Below are 13,954 nucleotides of genomic sequence, written 5' to 3' on the forward strand. Positions count from 1 at the left end.
GGACATCGCCGATGAGCGGCTCTTTGTTTGTTTCGACCGAATGGCTCGCGGCCCATCTCGGCGAGCCGGATCTCGTCATCATCGATGGCACCTTCCTGCTGCCGAGCGAAGGCCGCAATGCGTACGAGGAATATCGCGCAAGCCACATTCCCGGCGCGGTCTTTTTCGACATTGACGAGATCGCCGATCACAGCACCAATCTGCCGCATATGCTGCCGACGCCCGAGGCATTCGCCAAGGCCGTCGGCGCGCTCGGCATCAGCGATACATCGCGGATCGTCGTCTACGACACGAGCAATTTCCAGGGCGGCGCGCGGGTCTGGTGGACGCTGCGGCTTTACGGCGCCAAGGATGTGAAGCTTCTTGCTGGCGGCTTCGCGCGCTGGAAGGCCGAAGGCCGTCCGCTCGAACAGGGTCAGGTCAGGCGCCCGCCGCAGACCTTCACCGCTCACTTCGACGAAGCGGGCGTCGCCTCGCTCGACGACGTGCGTGCGATCATGCGGGACGGCTCGCGTCAGATCGTCGATGCGCGGCCGGCGGCGCGCTTTCGGGGTGAAGCGGAGGAGCCGCGCCCTGGCGTTCGCTCGGGCCATATTCCCGGCAGCTTCAACCTGCCGTCGCGCGACCTTGTCAAAGACGGAGAGATCAAGCCGCCGCAAGAGATCGCGGCCGCTTTCGGGCAAGCCGGAGTCGATATTTCGAAGCCGGTGCTGACAACCTGCGGGTCCGGCGTCACGGCCGCCATCCTGCTGCTCGGATTGGCGACGCTCGGCCAGGATGATGTGCGCCTTTATGACGGCTCGTGGAGCGAATGGGGCGCACGCTCGGATACGCCGATCGAAAAGAGCTGACCTCGAAATCGGCATGGAAAATCGGCATGGAAAATCGGCATGGAAGGGCGGCTTTGAGCTAGGCTTGGCCGCGAGCTTTGCATGCCTCGCCTAGGAGATTTCATAGCCGGGCGACTTGCGCAGGGAACGCTTTGCAGCGCCGCTGGTTTTCGACAGCCGACAGCGCGCAAATTCGTGAAGTGAGTGGCAAAGCGCTTGACGTGTTTCGCAGCCGCGCTACGATAGAAGAGCTGCGGCGATTCATTTGAAACCATTGATGGTTTTGGGTGTTTGCCGGTGGGAGCGTTCGACGGTCGTCGGGCGTGGTTTGGGTCCTTCAAGCGGTGCAAGGCCGCGTGATCTCCTGAGGAGCCAGACCGGGTTTTCCCGTCCCCTATCCTCCCCGCGTGGGGAGTCGTGATCGCACAATCCAACGAATTTCTCGCCGTCAATGCGGCCGGCTTCGCTTGGAAAGATCAACCTTCGAGAGCTCAGGAGTGACAGCCATGTGTGATTATTCGCTTGAAATGTATGCCTCTCGGCCCGCCCGCGAAGGCGAGAGATATGTCACGACGCGTTTCCCGTCAGGCAGCGTCGGGCTTTCTGCGCCGGGCGATTGCACGACGGCGGTCTGCGTTCAATACGACACGCATCTGCGGCTCGAGAATATATCGGGCGATCTGCAGACCCGTCTTGGCGTCAAGGCTGAGGAAGACGTTGTCTTCGCGCGCCTCGAGCACGGCGCCTATCGCGATGGCATACGTTTCGCGAACGGTAAGGAAATCTCGCTGCAATTGCTCGGCTCGGGCGTCGGCGCGACATTGACCGCCATCGCAAAGCCGATCCCGGCGGCAGCGGCTGTCCGTGCGGATATTCTGGAACATATCGACTGACCGACGCGTCGCGTCGTTCCATGAACCGGCAGTGGCCTCGCCCCTGCCGGTTTTTTATTGTGCCGTGCCGGCGGCCGGGCCGACGCCCTGCCCGATTCCGGTCGTTTTTTTGCATGGCGGCTCCGCGCCGGGGGTGCTAATGAGGCCGGCGGTACGCCTAAAACGCGTGAGTTTAGGCCATTTGCAGGCACAAAGACCTCAATGAAGAAGATCGAAGCGATCATCAAACCGTTCAAACTTGATGATGTGAAGGAGGCCCTGCACGAGGCTGGCGTCTCCGGCATCACCGTGACGGAAGCCAAGGGGTTCGGCCGCCAGAAGGGCCATACCGAGCTTTACCGCGGCGCCGAATATTTCGTCGATTTCCTGCCGAAGGTGAAAATCGAAGTGGTGCTGCCCGACCCGATCGTCGATCAGGCGGTCGAAGCGATCCGCAAGGCGGCGCTCACCGGCCGCATCGGCGACGGCAAGATTTTCGTCTCCAACATCGAAAGCGCGGTTCGGATTCGCACGGGCGAAAAGGGGCTTGATGCGATTTGATCGCATCGTCTGGGGACATTCTGTTTATCTGAGCATCTATGAGGGCGTGATATGACGACGACTGCCAATGACGTGCTGAAACTGATCAAGGACAGAGACATCAAATATGTGGATTTCCGGTTCACCGATCCGCGCGGCAAGTGGCAACATGTGACCTTCGACGTGTCGTTGATCGATGCGGAGACCTTCACCGAGGGGCAGATGTTCGACGGATCGTCGATTGCCGGATGGAAGGCGATCAACGAGTCGGACATGAACCTGAAGCCCGATCCGAAGACGGCGACGATCGATCCCTTCTTCGCGGCGCCGACCTTGTCGATCGTCTGCGACGTGTTGGAGCCGACGACGGGCGAGCCCTATAACCGCGATCCGCGCGGCATTGCCAAGAAGGCCGAGGCCTATCTCGCCGCGAGCGGCGTCGGCGATACGGTCTATTTTGGCCCCGAGGCCGAATTCTTCGTCTTCGACGACGTGCGCTTCTCGGCCGAGCCCTACAACACCGGCTTCGAACTCGATTCGATCGAATTTCCGTCGAACTCGGACACGACCTATGAGGGGGGCAACCTCGGCCACCGGGTGCGCACCAAGGGCGGCTATTTCCCCGTGCCGCCGCAGGATTCGGCGCAGGACATGCGCAGCGAAATGCTCGCCGCCATGGCGGCGATGGGCGCCAAGGTCGAGAAGCACCACCATGAGGTGGCGTCAGCTCAGCACGAGCTTGGCCTCAAGTTCGGCCCGCTGACGACGATGGCCGACCATCTGCAGATCTATAAGTACTGTATCCATCAGGTCGCGCAGAGCTATGGCAAGACGGCGACCTTCATGCCGAAGCCGGTCTACGGCGACAACGGCTCGGGCATGCACGTGCATCAGTCGATCTGGAGGGGCGGCAAGCCGCTCTTTGCCGGCAACAAATATTCCGACCTGTCGGACGATTGCCTCTATTACATCGGCGGCATCATCCGCCATGCGCGCAGCTTGAACGCCTTCACCAATCCGTCGACGAATTCCTACAAGCGGCTGGTGCCGGGCTTCGAAGCGCCGGTCCTGCTCGCCTATTCGGCGCGCAACCGCTCGGCCTCGTGCCGCATCCCCTATACGTCGAACCCGAAGGCGAAGCGCGTCGAGGTGCGTTTCCCCGATCCGACGGCGAACCCCTATCTCGCCTTCGCGGCGCTGCTGATGGCGGGCCTCGACGGCATTGCCAACAAGATCGATCCGGGCGCGGCGATGGACAAGGACCTCTACGACCTGCCGCCGAAGGAATTGAAGAAGATCCCGACGGTCTGCGGCAGCCTGCGCGAGGCGCTCGCGAACCTCGACAAGGACCGCGCCTTCCTGAAGGCCGGCGGCGTCTTCGACGACGATTTCATCGATTCTTACATCGAGCTGAAGATGACCGAAGTGCAGCGCTTCGAAATGACCCCGCACCCGGTCGAATTCGAAATGTATTATTCGCTGTAATAAGACCCGCAGAGAAAACAAAAGGCGCTTCGAAAGAAGCGCCTTTTTTGTTGGTTCAGCGTAACAAGCGCGATTATTTCCGCACAATCACATAAGCGAAACTTGAAACGGCGCGCCAATCACGCTCTTGCGCAAACCGGGTGAAAGCCGCGTCGATCTGCTTCAGGATCGGGAATTTCACGAAATAGCTGTAGCCCCAGAACGGCAAAACCGTGACGTCAGAGAAGCCCGCGCTTTGCAGCATGGGAACGATCTTATCTTCCTCGCTGAAGCAATAATGATAGTGGGCCGGAAATTTTGGATTGTCGCCGTCCGGCTTGCGATCCGGGAAGACCAATTCGAGCAAAGACCGAGACAGGTTTTCCGGGATGATGCGGTTGAGCACGAAGGGCGGCGCGTAGAGAGTCGGAAAAAAGCTGAGCGCCATACCGCCCGGCGTGAGCGCCGCGTGGATATTGCGCCACATTTTCGCGACGTCGGGCACGTGCTCCATCACCATACGGCAATAGGCAAGGTCGTAGCGCCCTTCCCCCAGGGTCGCCGGCGTATCGTCTGCGGCGATGTCGCAGACGACCTTGCGATAATTCGAGGGTGCAAGCGCGAGTTCGTGCGCGGAAATGTCATTCAGCGTCACCTCGAAACCAAGCTCATTGATTTCGTCCGGCATGAAAAGCGGGTCGCGGCCACCGCCGATTTCGAGGTGACGGTTCAGGCCATATTCGCGAGCGATCTCGATGATTGTCGGCTTGTAATTCTCCCAAGCCCAATTCCAGTCGGTCGGATAACCGAGATCCGCGACAACCTGCGCGATATCGCGCGGCGTGCCCTTCGTTTGTGCAGGCGCGTGATCTTGCATGAACGGCTCCTTCGATCGCGGACGCGATCGGCGTGTTCTCTCAACGTCTAAATATCGGAATATTCCCAAGATTTTGAATCAACGGCCAAGTAAGGTTAAGACTTGGCGCGCATCGGTGCGATTTACCGATTTAATGGAAATCTCAGTGCATGGTCGGATTTCGGCCCAACCGGCGCTCCTGCCATGGCGAAAACAAAGCTGAAGAAATTCCGCGCCGCGATCGTGCGCGATTTCCCTGCCCTGGCGTCGGCCGAATTCACGCTGATCGGCGACGGCTGGGATTCAATTGCCGTCGATGTCGACGGCAAGCTGATCTTCAAATTTCCCCGCAACAAGGTCGCCGGCGCCGCGCTCCGGCGCGAATCCGCGATCCTTGGCGCAGTGCGCGCAGCCATTTCGCTCGCGGTGCCGGACCTGCGCCTGCATGAAGGCCCGCCGCTCTTCTCAAGTCATTTGAAGTTGAAGGGCCGCCAGATCGAGACGGAAGATTACGACGCCTTGCCGGAAGAGGCGCGCCAAAAGCTGGGCGAAGACTTGGCGCGCTTCTATGCCGAGCTGCATGGCCTCGACCCTGCCAGGATGAAGGCCGCCGGCGCGCAGCCCGTCTCCGGCTGGCATACGGCTGCTGCGATCCGCAAGAAGGCGCTGCCGCTCCTGTCGCGCAAGCTGCGCCGCTATGCCCGCCACATTGTCGAGGCGCACAAGGCGCTGTCGCCCGATCCTGGCGGCACTGTCTTCGGCTTCTTCGACGGCCATGGCTGGAACATGGCTTTCAACCGGAAGAAGCAGCGCCTGGTCGGGATCTACGATTTCGCCGATTCGGGCTTCGGCCCCCGGCACGAGGATTTCACCTATTCGAACGCCATTTCGCCGGACCTCACGGCGCGGATCGTGTCGGCCTATGAAGGGCTGACCGAGCGTGAGCTCGACCGGCGCCGTATCGACATTCTGACCGGTTATCACCATCTCTCGGAACTGGCGGATTTTGCCGGCAATCCCGGCAGGGCCAAGCAAATGCGTCGCAACTTCAAGGTGTGGGCGCAACAACAGCCTGATTTTCCAGGCGAAAAATCTCGCAAGGATTAGCCGCGGCACTCCTTGAGAATGCCCCAAACTTGGCCTTCAGCTCATTGCGAAAGCCCCGCCCTGGCCCGCTTTGCGGTAAACTTGCGGGCGAATCATGTGTTCACGAGAGAAGGCACCGAGCGTCTTCATGGCCCATAATGGCGATTTGTTCGGCGGCGCGCCGCGCAAGCAGACCCCGAAGGCGGCAGCGAACCGCAACAGCACCGGCACGCCCAGCGAAGCCGGCTATACCGCCGCCTCGATCGAAGTTCTGGAGGGGCTCGAGCCGGTGCGCCGGCGCCCCGGCATGTATATCGGCGGCACCGATGAAGCGGCGCTCCATCACCTCTTCTCCGAAGTGCTGGATAATGCGATGGACGAAGCCGTCGCCGGCCATGCGACCTTCATCGACGTGACGGTCGAGGCCGACGGTTTTCTCAGCGTGTCGGACAATGGCCGCGGCATTCCGATCGATCCGCATCCGAAATTCCCGAAGAAATCGGCGCTCGAAGTCATCATGACGACGCTGCATGCGGGCGGCAAATTCGACTCCGGCGCCTATCAGACCTCGGGCGGCCTGCATGGCGTCGGCGTCTCGGTGGTCAATGCCCTGTCCGAGCGGCTGGAGGTCGAGGTCGCACGCGGCCAGATCCTCTATCGGCAGATTTTCGAGCGCGGCCATCCCAAGGGCAAGCTTGAACAGGTCGGCAAGGTTGCCAACCGGCGCGGCACCAAAGTGCGCTTCAAGCATGACGAGCAGATTTTCGGCAAAGGCTCCAAGTTCAAGCCGGTGCGGCTTTTCCGCATGGCCCGCGCCAAGGCCTATCTTTTTGGCGGCGTCGAAATCCGCTGGCATTGCGCGCCGCAATTGCTCGATGCCGCCAGCGAAATTCCGGCCGAGGCGGTATTCCATTTTCCCGGCGGCCTGAAGGACTACCTTGCCCAGGACATCAAAGATAAGGAGACCGTCGCCGACCAGAGCTTCACCGGCAAGGTCGAAAAGCCCGGCGGACACGGCTCGCTCGAATGGGCGGTCACCTGGCTCGCCGAGGATGACGGTTTCGTCCATTCCTATTGCAACACCATCCCGACCCCCGACGGCGGCACGCATGAGACGGGCCTGCGCTCCGCCCTGCTGCGCGGCCTGAAGGACCATGCCGAGCGCATCGGCCAGGCCAAGCGCGCCGCGGTCCTGACCGGCGATGACGTGATGGCGTCCTGCGCGGCGCTGATCTCGGTGTTTCTGCGCGAGCCGGAATTCCAGGGCCAGAACAAGGGCCGGCTGATGACCGCGGAAGCGACCCGCATCGTCGAGACGACCATGCGCGACGCCTTCGATCATTGGCTTGCCGCCTCGCCGTCGGTGGCGACGAAGCTGCTCGATTTCACCATCGAGCGGGCGGAAGAGCGGCTGCGCCGCCGCGCCGAGAAGGACGTTGCCCGCAAAAGCGCTGGCCGCAAGCTGCGGCTGCCGGGAAAGCTCGCGGATTGCTCGAACAACGCCGCGCAAGGCTCTGAACTTTTTATCGTCGAAGGCGATTCGGCCGGCGGCTCCGCAAAGCAGGCGCGGGATCGCATCAATCAGGCCGTGCTGCCTTTGCGCGGCAAGATCTTGAACGTCGCCAATGCGACCAAGGACAAGCTGACCGCCAACCAACAATTGGCCGATCTCATCCAGGCGCTCGGCTGCGGGACCGGCGCGCATTACAAGGACGATGATCTTCGCTACGAGAAGATCATCGTCATGACCGACGCGGACGTCGACGGCGCCCATATCGCCTCGCTGCTCATCACCTTTTTCTACCGGCAAATGCCAAGGCTCATCGAGCACGGCCATTTGTTCTTGAGCGTGCCGCCGCTCTACCGGCTGACGCAGGGCTCGACCCATGTCTATGCCCGCGACGATGCGCATCGTGACGAACTCATGAAGACCGTGCTGACCGGCAAAGCCAAGGTGGAAATCAGCCGCTTCAAAGGCCTCGGCGAAATGCCGGCGGCGCAATTGAAGGAAACGACGATGGACCCCAAGAGCCGGACGCTGCTGCGCGTCACCGTCGTGCCCGACGATCAGGAGGACACGGCCGATTCCGTCGAGCGGCTGATGGGCAACAAGCCGGAGGCGCGCTTCGCCTTCATCCAAGAGCGCGCCGCCTTCGCCAGCGATCTCGTGGTGGTCTAGAGCATCGGACCGAAAAGTGCGTAGCGGTTTTCGGATAAGTCCGATGCGGTCTTAGAATGGACAGGCATCGGACCGAAAAGTGCGTAGCGGTTTTCGGCTAAATCCGATGCGGTCAAGATTGCCGCGCCGTTAAGCGCAAACCACGCTTTTTCCGCAATTCGTCAACTTTCCCTTAACTCTGCCGCCGCATCTTCGAAGTGCGGCGGACACGAGGTTATGAGGCCATGAGGTTGCGGGGGTTCCTGCGCGACGAGCGCGCGAGTAGTTTCGAAGGCATGGCTTTGGCCTTGTCGGTGATAGCGGTGCTATTCGTCGCCGCCGCCGATTTCCTGCATTACGCCGCCCGCAAAGATGGCGAGATCGCGCAGATCCTGCATGCCGGCCATAACGAAATCGTCAGCCTTTTCGGCAAGGACGAGCCTTTGCGCGGCGACATCGACTATACGGCGACGGGCAGCGTTGGGGCGCTGCGCAATCCGCCGGCGCTCAACCCCTGCTCCGACCAGCAGAAATAGACGATGCGCCGTTCGGTTCTGCTCGATCATTAACGGGCTCACGCGCGGTCGTCGCAGCGCGCGAACGCCCTATTCCGCCGGCACCGAGACAGTCGCCTTGCGGTCGAGCTTGCCCCAGCCGACGAGCGGCCCGAGCAGCGCAGTGATGACCGATTTCACCACGACATAATAGAGAATCTGCCGGTAGCCGACGCGCTGCAATCCGAGCCAGAGCATCAGCCGCCAATTCTCGTTGCGCTCGATGATGAAGGCGATCGCTACGGCCAGAAAGTCGGTCAGCATGAACACGCCGAAATAGACGAGCGTGATGAGCAAATTGTCCGGATTGAACTGATTGCGGTGCTGCAAATAGTCGAGCCCGGTGTGCAGGATCTGCCAGAGCAGCATGAAATCGACGAGCGGCGCCATCACCGTCAGCACGACCTGGAACAGCCAGACCTGCGGCATGGCAATGAGACCCAGCGTGCCGAAACGCGGCCGAAAGGTCACGTCGCGATGCTTCCATAGGCATTGCAGCGTGCCATAAGCCCAGCGGAAACGCTGGCGGATCAGGCCTTCGAACGTGTCGGGCGCCTCGGTCCAGGCGACGGCCTCGCTGTCGAAGACGACGCGGTAGCCGGCCTTTTGCACTGCGATCGTCAGGTCCTGATCTTCGGCCAGCGTATTGGTTGGGAAGCGGCCGAGCTTTTCGAGGGCTTCGCGCCGCCAGGCGCCGACGGCGCCCGGGACGACGGTGATGCAGCCAAGCGTGACGAGCGCGCGGCGCTCGAGGTTCTGCGCGCTGATATATTCGAGCGCCTGCCATTTGGTGATCGTATTGATGCGATTTCCGACCTTGGCGTTGCCTGCGACGGCGCCGACCGTCGGATCGACAAACCAGCGCGTCAGATTGGCGATCGTGTCTTTCTCGAACAAAGTGTCGGCGTCGAGCGCCACGACAATGCTGCCCCTGACCTGCGCCAGACCTTGGTTGATGGCATTGGCCTTGCCGCCGTTGGGGATGGTGATCAGCTTGACGGCCGGATTGGCGCCGAAAGCGCGCTCGACGACATCGGAGGTCGCATCGGTCGAGCCGTCATCGACGACGATGACTTCGAGATCGGGATAATTGCTGCCGAGGATGCGCTCGACCGATTGAACGATGACGGCCGCCTCGTTATGCGCCGGAATGATGACGCTGACCTCCGGCAGGACGCCGGACATGACGGGCTTTTTCTCCCGCGCCTCGCGGATACGATGCACGAGGCCGAGACCGGCAAGGAATAAGAGGCGCGCAAAGCCGAGCCAAATCGCGCCGATGAACATGGCCTGCAGCAGATGCTGCGACCAGCCGAGCGTATAGAACACGGAGCGGTTGATGAATGGCTCGAACATGCCGGGCGGGAGCGTCGGCATGGCCTGCTCGCGAGTCAGGCCGGCGAGTTGCGAGGCCGTTTCGAATTCATAGCCGCGCGCCCGCAGTGCATCGATCAATTGCGGCAGCGCCTTGACGGTCTCGGCGCGGTCGCCGCCGGCGTCATGCAGCAGAATGACGTTGCCGGTGTTGTCGGGATCGGGATCGGAGACTTGTTTCAGGATGCGATCGATGATCGTCTGTGCCGACGGGCGCAGCCAATCGTCCGGGTCGATGCGCAAACCCACCGTGACGAAGCCCATGCTCTGCGCCAGTGCGACGGGCTCGAGCTCGTCCATGGTCGTGGGATCGGAATCGCCCATGAACGGCGGCCGGATGAGGCGCATCGAATGGCCGGTGATCGCCTCGAACAGGCGGCGCGTCGCATTGATTTCGAGCTTCGCCATGCCTTGCGGCAGTTCGACGACGTTGGGATGCGTGAATGTGTGATTGCCGACGTCGTGGCCTTCTTCATATTCGCGCTGCACGATGTCCGGATAGGCACCGGCGTTCTCACCGATGATGAAGAACGTGGCGTGGACGTGCTTTTGCTTCAGAATGTCGAGGATTTGCGGTGTCCACGTCGGGTCCGGTCCGTCGTCGAAGGTGAGAACCAGTTTTTTTTGCTGTGCACCGAATCGCTGGATGATGAACGACGTCGGCAGGACTTCGTAATTCTCGTCGACGACGTCGCCGGTCTGCGGATCGAGTTCGAAGACGCGCTGGCCGGTCGAGGGCTGGGCGGCGACATGCAGGATTTCGCCCTGGTTCTCGAAATAGACTTCCTGCGTGGCGGGAATGGTCTTGAGGCCGTCGGGGGCGGCTGAATCGTAGGGGCGTCCGACGACCGACCAGATCGAGGGATCCTCGGCGCCGAGGCGCCACACCGCATAACCGGCCGGCCGGTAGATGTCGGCGGCATGGACTTCGTTGAAAGCCGAGACGCCATCGAGGAACCAGGCATTGTGCGCCTGGCCGCTCGCGTCCTTATAAGTGAAATGCGGATTTTCGGCGTCGGCATCGAAATCGATGTCGCTCGCCTGCATGCGGGCGATCCGCGCAACGTCCTGGAAAGTCAGGTCTTCGGCCGGCTTGCCGGGTTTCGTCCAGTCATAGCCGTAATTGCCGAGCGCGATGATCGTGTGATCGGGATCGAGATCCTTCATCCGCGCGTCGAGCAGACGCTCGAACCAGCCCTGGCTCGCAACCGGCCCCGGCGCGCTCGTCTCCCAGTGCTCGTCGTAGGCCATGAGGATCATGTAATCGACGAGCTTGGAATAGGCGACGTAATCCCAGGAATCGTCGTCGAAGGGCACGGCGAGCAGGATTTTCCAGCCATGCGGCTGGAAGGCAGCGGCCATTTCCTTGAGGAAGGCTTTCAGATCGGCCTGGGCGCTGTCGGGCACTTCTTCGAAGTCGACGGTCAGCCCCTGGCACTGGTTGAAATCGAGGAAATCGACGATCTCCTTGAGCCGCTCGGCGCGCTTGGCCGGGTCGGCCAGCCATTTGGCGACGCCGGCGCCGTCCCATTTGCCTTCGACGGAATTCTGCAGCAGCGGGAAGATCGGCTTCGTCGGGTCCTGGTCGCGGATGGCCTGCAGAGCCCGATGGTCGAGATCGTTGCGGATGCCGATCTGATCGCCCTGCACGCTGAGCCAGGTCGGGATAACCCAATCGAGATGCGGCAAATCCTTCTTCAGGGCCGAGAAGCTGGTCTGGTCCCAATTGGCGTAGAAGCCGATCGACAGGCTGCGGCCCGGCATGGGCCCCGAGGCCTCGGTCGGGTGAGCTTGAGCTTGGGCTTTGAGATAAGCCATCCGCGAGAGATCGCGCTCCTTGCCGCGCAATTCGGAGGCGACGCGGCGGGTCGATTTCTGCAGCGAATGCTTGGTGACGGTGGCCGGCACCGGCGGCCGGAACAAGGTTTCAGCCGAGCCCTCCAAATTGGTGCTCAGGGGCGCATTATTGCCGAGCAGCAGAGCCACAAAGGCAATGATGACCACGGCGACCGCCGTGGCGGCAATCCGCACAGTCCAGGAAAGCCGCGCCGCACGCTTGCCGGTGGGATCGAAGAAGACAGGTTTGGACCGCATTGCCGCTATTTCAGAACCAATTTCGCCACTCTAGGCGTGGGTGAATTTCAATGAACGCAGGCTGAACGCCAGTGCGGGCCACGAAAAAGACCTGCGGCCTGCGCGCAAGTGTGATCGCAAGGGCACAATTTCCGGCTTGGCATGCGCTTCCTGCTTTGCCAAAGTCACAATTGAAAGCCCTGCCGGCTTGCGCGATAACCGCGCCGACATGTCTCCGACCGTCTTCGGGCCCGAATCGCCGGGAAGACGGAATTTTCGAGACGAATTCAACAAGGAGTAATGAAGATGGCCGGAGTTCGCGCCTGGGGAAGACGCCTGGCGATTGCCGTGGCGGCCGCCGCCTGTCTCAGCGCCCCCGCTGTCGCCGGCGACATTTCGGACGCGCAGACGAGCGAAATCGAATCGATCGTCAAAGCCTATATCTTGAAGCATCCTGAAATCGTCCAGCAGGCGATCCAGGAATTGACCGACCGCGAGAAGGTCGCCGACGCCGCGGCGCGGGCCAAAAGCCTCGATGATCTGAGGGGGCCGCTTTATAGCTCGCCGAACGAAGCCATCGTCGGCAATCCGAACGGCAAGATCACGCTGGTCGAATTCTTCGACTACAATTGCGGCTATTGCAAAAAGATGCTGCCCGACCTTGCCCGGCTGATGAAGGCCAATCCCGATTTGAAGGTGGTGCTGCGCGACTTCCCGATCCTGTCGGATGCCTCGATCGACGCGGCGACAATCGCCGCCGGCGTCCGCGATCAGTTCAAGGGCGAGAAATTCTGGGAATATCACCAGCGGCTTCTCGGCATGCACGGGCTCGTCGGCAAGGAACAGGCGGTTGCGCTCGCCGAGGAAATGGGCGCCGATATGCCGAAGCTCGCGCATGACGCGCAGGCGCCGCAGGCCAAGGCGGGGCTCGAGGAATCCTTCAAGCTCGGCCGGGTCCTGCAGATTCAGGGCACGCCGTCCTATATCGTCGGCGATGCCGTCGTCGATGGCGCCGTCGGCTATGATGACCTGCAAGGCAAGGTCAACAATCTGCGCAAATGCGGCAAGACCGTCTGTTCTTAACCTGTTCGCGGATCGCTGTTTGCACGGGATGAGCACGGGCGGAGCGCCATTCGGGCTTTCTTTGCCGCAGGAAGCCGGTTAAGGAAGCCAGACGCGAGTCCCCTAGCCCAAGCCCGAATGATCAAGGCTATTCACGTCCTTAACGGACCCAATCTCAATTTGCTCGGAACCCGCGAGCCGGAGGTCTACGGACACGAGACGCTGGCCGATATCGAGGCGCGGCTGAAGGCTGCCGCCGGCAAATTCAACGTGGCGCTGACCTTCCGCCAGTCGAACCATGAGGGCGATCTCGTCACCTGGATTCAACAGGCCGGCCGCGCCGGCGAGCCGGTCATCCTCAATGCCGGTGCTTACACCCATACATCGATCGCCATTCTCGATGCCATCAAGGGTTCAAACGCCGATGTCATCGAGGTGCATCTGACGAACGTTCATGCGCGCGAACATTTCCGCCATCATTCGCGCCTATCGGCGGCGGTGCGCGGCGTGATAGCGGGATTTGGCTCCCGCTCTTATGACCTTGCGCTGCAAGCCTTTTTGTTTGCGTCCGCGACCGGCGAGAGTTGAACCTAATGACCGAGAAGAAACCGGGCACACCGGCCCAGCCCTCCCCCATCGACCCACATCTCGTCGAAACGCTCGGCGAAATCGCCAACCGTCTCGACCTCAGCGAGATCGAGGTCGCGCAAGGCGAATTGAAGATCAAGGTCAAGCGCCAGAGCGCCAATGCGGCCGCGGCGCCGGTGGCCGTTGCGGTGCCCGCCTTGCCGATTCAGCAGCAGGCGGTTGCGGCCACGTCCAACGAAGCGCTTCAGCATGCGATCGTCGCTGCTGGCGCGGTCAAATCACCCATGGTCGGTACGGCTTATCTGCGGCCCTCGCCTGAATCGCCGCCCTTCATCACCATAGGCGCGCAAGTCAAAGCCGGCGATAAACTGCTTTTGATCGAGGCGATGAAGACTTTCAACGAGATCGTCGCCCCGCAGGGCGGAACAGTGACCTCGATTCTGGTCGAGGATGGTCAACCCGTTGAATTCGGCCAGCCGCTCGTCGTGGTCGAGTGA

Annotated in this window: 12 protein-coding genes; 10 read left to right on the forward strand and 2 right to left on the reverse strand. The window is 61.5% G+C overall.

The window, feature by feature from the left end; genetic code table 11:
• Window positions 1–11: 11 nt before the first annotated feature.
• The 4 genes from sseA to glnA all read left to right on the forward strand — a co-directional run bounded on the left by sseA (window position 12) and on the right by glnA (window position 3,727).
• The gene (sseA, locus tag Q0025_RS00985; RefSeq protein ID WP_297295124.1) at window positions 12–851 is read left to right on the forward strand and encodes a 3-mercaptopyruvate sulfurtransferase; all 840 of its coding nucleotides are present in this window, start codon (window positions 12–14) and stop codon (window positions 849–851) included.
• 485 nt (window positions 852–1,336) lie between these two features.
• A complete protein-coding gene (locus Q0025_RS00990) occupies window positions 1,337–1,723 on the forward strand; it encodes a hypothetical protein (RefSeq protein WP_297295125.1) in 387 nt (128 codons plus the stop codon).
• A gap of 201 nt (window positions 1,724–1,924) precedes the next feature.
• Window positions 1,925–2,263: a P-II family nitrogen regulator gene (locus Q0025_RS00995; protein WP_297295126.1), complete on the forward strand. Its 339-nt coding sequence runs from the start codon at window positions 1,925–1,927 to the stop codon at window positions 2,261–2,263.
• Between the two features lie 51 nt (window positions 2,264–2,314).
• On the forward strand, window positions 2,315–3,727 hold the full coding sequence (glnA, locus tag Q0025_RS01000; protein WP_297295127.1) for a type I glutamate--ammonia ligase: 1,413 nt from the start codon (window positions 2,315–2,317) through the stop codon (window positions 3,725–3,727).
• A 73-nt stretch (window positions 3,728–3,800) separates the two neighbouring features.
• On the opposite strand, the gene Q0025_RS01005 is transcribed toward glnA, so the two are convergent.
• Window positions 3,801–4,583, reverse strand: a complete 783-nt coding sequence (locus Q0025_RS01005; RefSeq protein WP_297295128.1) for a class I SAM-dependent methyltransferase — start codon at window positions 4,581–4,583, stop codon at window positions 3,801–3,803.
• 183 nt (window positions 4,584–4,766) lie between these two features.
• Between Q0025_RS01005 and Q0025_RS01010 the strand changes: the two genes are divergently transcribed.
• The 3 genes from Q0025_RS01010 to Q0025_RS01020 all read left to right on the forward strand — a co-directional run bounded on the left by Q0025_RS01010 (window position 4,767) and on the right by Q0025_RS01020 (window position 8,342).
• Window positions 4,767–5,669 carry an aminoglycoside phosphotransferase family protein gene (locus Q0025_RS01010; protein ID WP_297295129.1) on the forward strand — a complete coding sequence of 301 codons (903 nt, stop codon included), beginning with the start codon at window positions 4,767–4,769 and terminating at the stop codon, window positions 5,667–5,669.
• 127 nt (window positions 5,670–5,796) lie between these two features.
• Window positions 5,797–7,827, forward strand: a complete 2,031-nt coding sequence (parE, locus tag Q0025_RS01015) for a DNA topoisomerase IV subunit B (protein ID WP_297295130.1) — start codon at window positions 5,797–5,799, stop codon at window positions 7,825–7,827.
• 224 nt (window positions 7,828–8,051) lie between these two features.
• Window positions 8,052–8,342, forward strand: a complete 291-nt coding sequence (locus tag Q0025_RS01020) for a hypothetical protein (RefSeq protein ID WP_297295131.1) — start codon at window positions 8,052–8,054, stop codon at window positions 8,340–8,342.
• A 69-nt stretch (window positions 8,343–8,411) separates the two neighbouring features.
• Here the strand turns inward: Q0025_RS01020 and Q0025_RS01025 are convergent, their stop codons facing one another.
• Window positions 8,412–11,828, reverse strand: coding sequence for a glycosyltransferase (locus Q0025_RS01025; RefSeq protein ID WP_297295132.1), 3,417 nt, complete (start codon window positions 11,826–11,828; stop codon window positions 8,412–8,414).
• Window positions 11,829–12,113: 285 nt separating this feature from the next.
• Here Q0025_RS01025 and Q0025_RS01030 point away from each other — a divergent pair, with 285 nt between their 5' ends.
• The 3 genes from Q0025_RS01030 (at window position 12,114) to accB (ending at window position 13,954) form a co-directional block, all read left to right on the forward strand.
• Entirely contained in the window at window positions 12,114–12,890 is a 777-nt protein-coding gene (locus tag Q0025_RS01030) for a DsbA family protein (RefSeq protein WP_297295133.1), read from the forward strand.
• 120 nt (window positions 12,891–13,010) lie between these two features.
• On the forward strand, window positions 13,011–13,457 hold the full coding sequence (aroQ, locus tag Q0025_RS01035; protein WP_297295205.1) for a type II 3-dehydroquinate dehydratase: 447 nt from the start codon (window positions 13,011–13,013) through the stop codon (window positions 13,455–13,457).
• Window positions 13,458–13,462: 5 nt separating this feature from the next.
• Window positions 13,463–13,954 carry an acetyl-CoA carboxylase biotin carboxyl carrier protein gene (gene accB / locus Q0025_RS01040; RefSeq protein ID WP_297295134.1) on the forward strand — a complete coding sequence of 164 codons (492 nt, stop codon included), beginning with the start codon at window positions 13,463–13,465 and terminating at the stop codon, window positions 13,952–13,954.

The organism is uncultured Methylovirgula sp. (genome assembly GCF_947646745.1).
Taxonomy (GTDB): domain Bacteria; phylum Pseudomonadota; class Alphaproteobacteria; order Rhizobiales; family Beijerinckiaceae; genus Methylovirgula.

Excerpts from the sequence above, each read along its gene's own strand:
- accB (WP_297295134.1), top strand. The coding sequence starts at position 13,463 with ATGACCGAGAAGAAACCGGGCACACCGGCCCAGCCCTCCCCCATCGAC.
- sseA (WP_297295124.1), top strand. The coding sequence starts at position 12 with ATGAGCGGCTCTTTGTTTGTTTCGACCGAATGGCTCGCGGCCCATCTC.
- Q0025_RS01025 (WP_297295132.1), bottom strand. The coding sequence starts at position 11,828 with ATGCGGTCCAAACCTGTCTTCTTCGATCCCACCGGCAAGCGTGCGGCG.
- Q0025_RS01005 (WP_297295128.1), bottom strand. The coding sequence starts at position 4,583 with ATGCAAGATCACGCGCCTGCACAAACGAAGGGCACGCCGCGCGATATC.
- Q0025_RS00990 (WP_297295125.1), top strand. The coding sequence starts at position 1,337 with ATGTGTGATTATTCGCTTGAAATGTATGCCTCTCGGCCCGCCCGCGAA.
- Q0025_RS01010 (WP_297295129.1), top strand. The coding sequence starts at position 4,767 with ATGGCGAAAACAAAGCTGAAGAAATTCCGCGCCGCGATCGTGCGCGAT.
- Q0025_RS01030 (WP_297295133.1), top strand. The coding sequence starts at position 12,114 with ATGGCCGGAGTTCGCGCCTGGGGAAGACGCCTGGCGATTGCCGTGGCG.
- Q0025_RS01020 (WP_297295131.1), top strand. The coding sequence starts at position 8,052 with ATGAGGTTGCGGGGGTTCCTGCGCGACGAGCGCGCGAGTAGTTTCGAA.
- Q0025_RS00995 (WP_297295126.1), top strand. The coding sequence starts at position 1,925 with ATGAAGAAGATCGAAGCGATCATCAAACCGTTCAAACTTGATGATGTG.
- glnA (WP_297295127.1), top strand. The coding sequence starts at position 2,315 with ATGACGACGACTGCCAATGACGTGCTGAAACTGATCAAGGACAGAGAC.
- parE (WP_297295130.1), top strand. The coding sequence starts at position 5,797 with ATGGCCCATAATGGCGATTTGTTCGGCGGCGCGCCGCGCAAGCAGACC.